The organism is Carboxylicivirga litoralis (genome assembly GCF_025499605.1).
In the GTDB taxonomy this organism is placed as follows: Bacteria; Bacteroidota; Bacteroidia; order Bacteroidales; family Marinilabiliaceae; genus Carboxylicivirga; species Carboxylicivirga litoralis.
On record NZ_JAFMVC010000059.1, the window covers coordinates 1 to 5,109 of the forward strand.

General features: G+C 38.0%; 5 protein-coding genes and 2 tRNA genes. 2 read left to right on the forward strand and 5 right to left on the reverse strand.

Annotated elements, in window-relative coordinates; all coding sequences use genetic code 11:
- Positions 1-117 precede the first annotated feature (117 nt).
- From J1N10_RS20410 to J1N10_RS20420, 3 genes are all read right to left on the reverse strand, one after another.
- Positions 118-288 carry a hypothetical protein gene (locus tag J1N10_RS20410; protein WP_262328586.1) on the reverse strand — a complete coding sequence of 57 codons (171 nt, stop codon included), beginning with the start codon at positions 286-288 and terminating at the stop codon, positions 118-120.
- Positions 289-427: 139 nt separating this feature from the next.
- On the reverse strand, positions 428-1,687 hold the full coding sequence (locus tag J1N10_RS20415) for a site-specific integrase (protein WP_262328587.1): 1,260 nt from the start codon (positions 1,685-1,687) through the stop codon (positions 428-430).
- Between the two features lie 313 nt (positions 1,688-2,000).
- Positions 2,001-2,072, reverse strand: a tRNA-Arg gene (locus tag J1N10_RS20420).
- A gap of 282 nt (positions 2,073-2,354) precedes the next feature.
- Between J1N10_RS20420 and J1N10_RS20425 the strand changes: the two genes are divergently transcribed.
- Both J1N10_RS20425 and J1N10_RS20430 read left to right on the forward strand, forming a co-directional pair.
- On the forward strand, positions 2,355-3,365 hold the full coding sequence (locus tag J1N10_RS20425) for a DUF481 domain-containing protein (protein ID WP_262328588.1): 1,011 nt from the start codon (positions 2,355-2,357) through the stop codon (positions 3,363-3,365).
- A gap of 88 nt (positions 3,366-3,453) precedes the next feature.
- Positions 3,454-4,581, forward strand: a complete 1,128-nt coding sequence (locus J1N10_RS20430) for an outer membrane protein assembly factor (protein WP_262328589.1) — start codon at positions 3,454-3,456, stop codon at positions 4,579-4,581.
- Between the two features lie 138 nt (positions 4,582-4,719).
- Here J1N10_RS20430 and J1N10_RS20435 read toward each other — a convergent pair whose 3' ends face one another.
- Both J1N10_RS20435 and J1N10_RS20440 read right to left on the reverse strand, forming a co-directional pair.
- Complete coding sequence (locus J1N10_RS20435) at positions 4,720-4,968, reverse strand: GIY-YIG nuclease family protein (RefSeq protein WP_262328590.1); 249 nt, start codon at positions 4,966-4,968, stop codon at positions 4,720-4,722.
- Positions 4,969-5,024: 56 nt separating this feature from the next.
- A tRNA-Met gene (locus tag J1N10_RS20440) sits at positions 5,025-5,097 on the reverse strand.
- Positions 5,098-5,109 lie beyond the last annotated feature (12 nt).

Below are 5,109 nucleotides of genomic sequence, written 5' to 3' on the forward strand. Positions count from 1 at the left end.
ATCCATGAGAAGAAAACGTTCTTCATTTGAAAAAGAAAATGATTAAATTTGTTTGAATCCCAATAGCAGGAAAAAGTTCTTTTTTTACTGAAAAATGAGGGTGGTCACTTTGAATCGTTACAAGGTGGTCACATTAAATCGTTTGAGGGTGGTCAATATGGCCGTTATTTCCATGCTTATTTCATCTTTAAAGTTGCTGTTAGCAAATGTTCCTTGCTTAATGAGGCATATCTCAGGTTTGCTAATATTAAAGACCAGTGTTTCTAACTGGTCTAATAAATAGGCCATATGCGATAAAATTGGTTAAACGAAAACGCAGCTTCGCCAAATCCGAAGCTGCGCTGCAATAATAGAGGTATGTTAATATAATGTAAAGTCGGGTTTGATTAGTTGCAATAATATTTACATTAAATTGATGTTATTTGACTTAAACAGATACATTTAAGTGATTACTTTCCTTGTCAGATTCTAATTTTTGACGCAAAATATTCATATCCTCACTGATTTTGCTTTCGATTACCTTAGCATAGATTTGAGTGGTAGCAATCTTTGTATGACCTAACATTTTGCTTACTGTTTCGATGGGAACATTATTAGATAAGGTAACAGTAGTGGCGAAGGTGTGGCGGGCCATGTGAAAGGTCAGATGCTTTCTTATTTCACAAATATCAGCCAACTCTTTCAAGTATCCATTTAATCGCTGGTTGGCAATACCAGGGAAAACGGTTCCCCGGTAAATCGATTTGGGATGATTCCTGTATTTATTAATCAACTCTTCAGCTTTTGTCAGCAGGGGTATCCTAATAGGTATATCTGTTTTAAGACGTTTAGAGATAATCCATTTATGACCATCAATGCCAATGTGTATGTTATCCATCGTCAGGCTTTGTACATCCATATAGGCCAAGCCCGTGTAACACGAAAATACAAATAGGTCTTTGGTAAATTCTAATCGATGAATGTTAATATCCTTCTGCTCAATAGTCAACAGTTCTTCCTGACTCAAGTATCCTCTCTCGGTTTTCTTATACCTCAACTTATAGGTATCAAACGGATTGCTTGTCATCCATTTTAAGCGAACACCTAAATTTAAGATGCAACGAAGCCATGCCAGATGCTTCATAATTGAGTTCTGTGATAGTCCTTTGTAACTTTCTAACATCTTGTATTCATTCAAGAATGTTTCATAATCAACTATAAATCCATAGTCAATCTGACGTAAATAGATATCAGTTGTTTTCAATCTTTCTTTCACAAAAGCCTTGATATACTTGTAAGTGACTTTATAGTGACGAATGGTATTAGGTCTAAGAATGGCTTTTTGAGAGGTGTAATGATAATCCAGCAGGCGCATCAGCGTATGACCCTCATCTTTAATGCCCAGAAAGTAATTCTTTATAATCTGTGGAGTTATCAGCTGCTCTTTAATACGTAACTCATGGTAGATGCTCTGTATCTTTGCCCTGGTTTCTTCAAGCAGCCGATTAATATGCCGATGGTTGAAATCTTTACCAGCTCCTACCCTCTCCTTTTTCTTGTCCCACAAATCCACCGGACAGAAAAGCTTTGTAGAAACTTCGGTTTTTCTTCTATTGACAGTTATCCGCATATAGATACCTGCCATCTCAGAATGTTTACTTTTGTGCCTTACAATATACTGAAGGCCGAATGATTGTGTGTTGTTCATCTTTTTTTGATTTTGGTGTGCATTAAATGTGTTTGATATCGAAAAACCTCCCTTGAGGTCACCGAAAAAGTTCAAACAGAACCAAAATCAATCATCTATAATTATTTTTGACTTCTCATGAAGTCCATACTGCATCTAATATAGCAAAAACCTGCGACCTCACCTGTTAAATAGAACATGAGGTCACGGAATAGGTCACAAAAAACATGTATTTGAATGGTTTATTTTAGTTTATTGCGTTTTATGCAAAAACTAAAAAACCTGTAAATCAAACGATTTACAGGTTTTTGATGTTAATTGAAGGTCTTATTTGTGACCCCGGCGGGAATCGAACCCACATCATAGGAACCGGAATCCTACATTCTATCCATTGAACTACGAGGCCTTGCGGTGCGCAAATTTAAAAAATTAATTTTGCTTTCAGTATTTTATTGATTTGATAATAGCATTTTTATCCAATTCCTGCATCATACCATTCAACTACATCCACTCTACAACTTATCACAATGGTTTTTCTTCATCACTTCTAGTAAACAATCATATCAATAAGTATTTTTTTTGTTAATTCATCAAAACAGGTTGATTTTTTGAAGAATGTTTGGCAACTTATACAAATCAACAATAACATTATTAATTTGAATATTTAACAAACCTAATCTATTTAGAAATGAAACAAGTTAAGCTACTACTGTTCTTATGCCTAATTACCGGAACGGCACTTGCCCAGGTAGACAAAGTCACTTTTGCTAATGGCGATGTAATTGTCGGTGAAATAAAAGGTATGAAACAAGGTACTCTGTCCATTGAAACAGATTACAGCGATGACGATTTCACTATTGAGTGGACAAGTATTAAAGAAGTTCAATCGCAAACTTACTTCCTAATCACCTTATCTAGCGGTAAGCGATACGATGGGAAAATTAGCAGTACCGGGCAGGGACAAATTAATTTAATGACTAATGATGAAGGAACCATAACGGTTAATGCAGATGAAATTGTTTTTTTAGAATCAATTGATAAAGGCTTCTGGAGCCAGGTGTATGCCAATGTTGATTTTGGCTGGGACATCACTAAAGCCAACAATTTACACCAAGCCTCAATGCGAGCCAACATTGGATACCTAGCCGAGAAATGGTCGACCGATATGTACTATAATGCCTTAAGCTCTAACCAGGATAGTGTTGCACCCATTAAACGCAATGACGCCGGTATCGATTTTAAATACTACTTCCACAATAAGTGGTTTGGTGTATACTCAACTACTTTTCTATCAAATACCGAACAATTAATAGATTTAAGGACCAATGGACGTATTGGTATTGGTACCTATATTTTACAAACAAACGCTGTGTACTGGAACCTTTCGGGTGGTGCTTCTTTTGTAATGGAAAACTATGAAAACCCAGAAGATGACAGAGATAGCTGGGAAGGCTACGTGGCATCAGAACTCAACATGTTTGACACAGGTGACTTAAGCCTTACATCAAAAATAGGCCTTTATCCGGGTATTACTGAGAAAGGTCGTTTCCGTACAGATTTTAACATTGACTTTAAGTATGATCTACCCAAAGATTTCTACATCAGAATGGGAATAACGCTTAACTACGATAATAAACCCGTTGAAGGAGCTTCGGAATCTGATTACGTATTTACCACCGGTTTTGGCTGGGAATTATAAAACAATATAAATACAACTCCCTGTACCGCTAAATTCAGGGAGTTTCTTTAGTTTATCCATGTTCAAAAGCCTCTTATCAATAACTTTTTTGCTTTTAGCCTATTCTCTATGCGGGGCACAAACATCAGCACCTGACTCCACACAAAAAAACCTACGCTTCAGTATCTTAGGCGGCCCCGGCTACACGCCTGATTTTGGCGTATTACTCGGTGGAAGTGCATTATTCACATTCAGCACTAATCCCAAAGATACAGAACTCAAACGCTCGGTTGTACCTATTGGCTTTGCCTATATTTTCAACGGTGGAATTAACTTAATTAGTAAACCTCAACTCTTTTTCAATCACGATCATTTTAGAGTTTTCGGCCAATTCATTTACAAAAACACATACGATAATTACTATGGCGTTGGTTACGAAACCAACAAGAACCGTCTACGAGGTAAAGAAACAACTGAATTCAGGAATCATGCTTTGCAACTAAATCCCATATTTCTTTTCAGAATGAAAGCATCTGATTTCTTTGTAGGGCCATTAGTGGATATCACTTCCGACAACATGGAAGAAGTATCTGCAGGAGTATCTAACGACCAGGATTATATCGAACAAGGAGGAAGTGCTTATAAGCTTTACTTGTTCAACGTGGGTTTAGGCATTGATATTTCGTATGACACCCGCGACATGCCAGCCAATGCCTATAGCGGCCTATTATTTGACTTTAAGCTCACTAACTACGGCAAATATTTTGGTGGGGATATGAACTATACTAACCTCACCCTCGAATACCGCCAATTTACTAAACTGGAATTTATTGGTGAACGAAAATCGCTTGGGTGGATGCTTCAAAGTAAAAACTCCTTTGGCGATGTACCACTCACCCGCATGCCTTTTATTGGTTCTCCTTTCGATTTACGAGGCTATTACCTGGGCCAGTATCGTGATCACTCAGCTCAACTAGCGCTTATTGAATACCGCAACATGTTCAACTCCAAGCGCAACGATTTATTAGGCAGACTAATTAACCGGCTGGGCTTTGCCACCTGGGGCGGCGTAGGCTTTATAGGGCCAGACATCGCCAGTATTGAAGGCGTATTGCCTAATTTTGGAGCAGGCTTGCGCATTGAAGTCCAGCCGCGCATGAATTTCAGAGTCGATGTAGGTAACAATCCGGTAAATGGGAATACTCTGGTGTATTTTAATATGACGGAAGCTTTTTAGAAACAATCTGCACCCACGAAGTGTCCAAACAGAAAATAAAAAGCACCAAAGAAATTAATCTTCAGTGCCTTATCTAATTTTAGTAGTAGCGGGGGCCGACTCGAACGGACGTCCGCCTCAGGCGGATATGAGCCCTGTCTATTTCTCTTTGATTACATTCCATATAAACGCTCGTCCTTTACCTCCTTTTAATTGCTTTTCGCGTTTCATGGCATCGGCTTTATTCTCATAAGACTCTGTGAAAAGCAATGACCAAGGACGATACTTCACTGTATAACCTTTTGTAGATAAAACGTTATGAGATAGAAGACGCTGCTCTAAATCACTTGTAAAACCAATGTAAATTTTATTGTATCTCAACGAATACAGAACGTAAACATGATACATTTTTTATTTGAAGATAAAAAAAAGCCGAAAGAAATTCATCTTTCGGCTTTTCTGTGTAGCGGGGGCCCGACTCGAACGGACGACCTTTGGGTTATGAGCCCAACGAGCTACCAACTGCTCCACCCCGCAATATATCTTAAT

Coding starts and splice junctions, on each gene's coding strand:
- J1N10_RS20410 (WP_262328586.1), bottom strand. CDS start 288: ATGGCCTATTTATTAGACCAGTTAGAAACACTGGTCTTTAATATTAGC.
- J1N10_RS20415 (WP_262328587.1), bottom strand. CDS start 1,687: ATGAACAACACACAATCATTCGGCCTTCAGTATATTGTAAGGCACAAA.
- J1N10_RS20425 (WP_262328588.1), top strand. CDS start 2,355: ATGAAACAAGTTAAGCTACTACTGTTCTTATGCCTAATTACCGGAACG.
- J1N10_RS20435 (WP_262328590.1), bottom strand. CDS start 4,968: ATGTATCATGTTTACGTTCTGTATTCGTTGAGATACAATAAAATTTAC.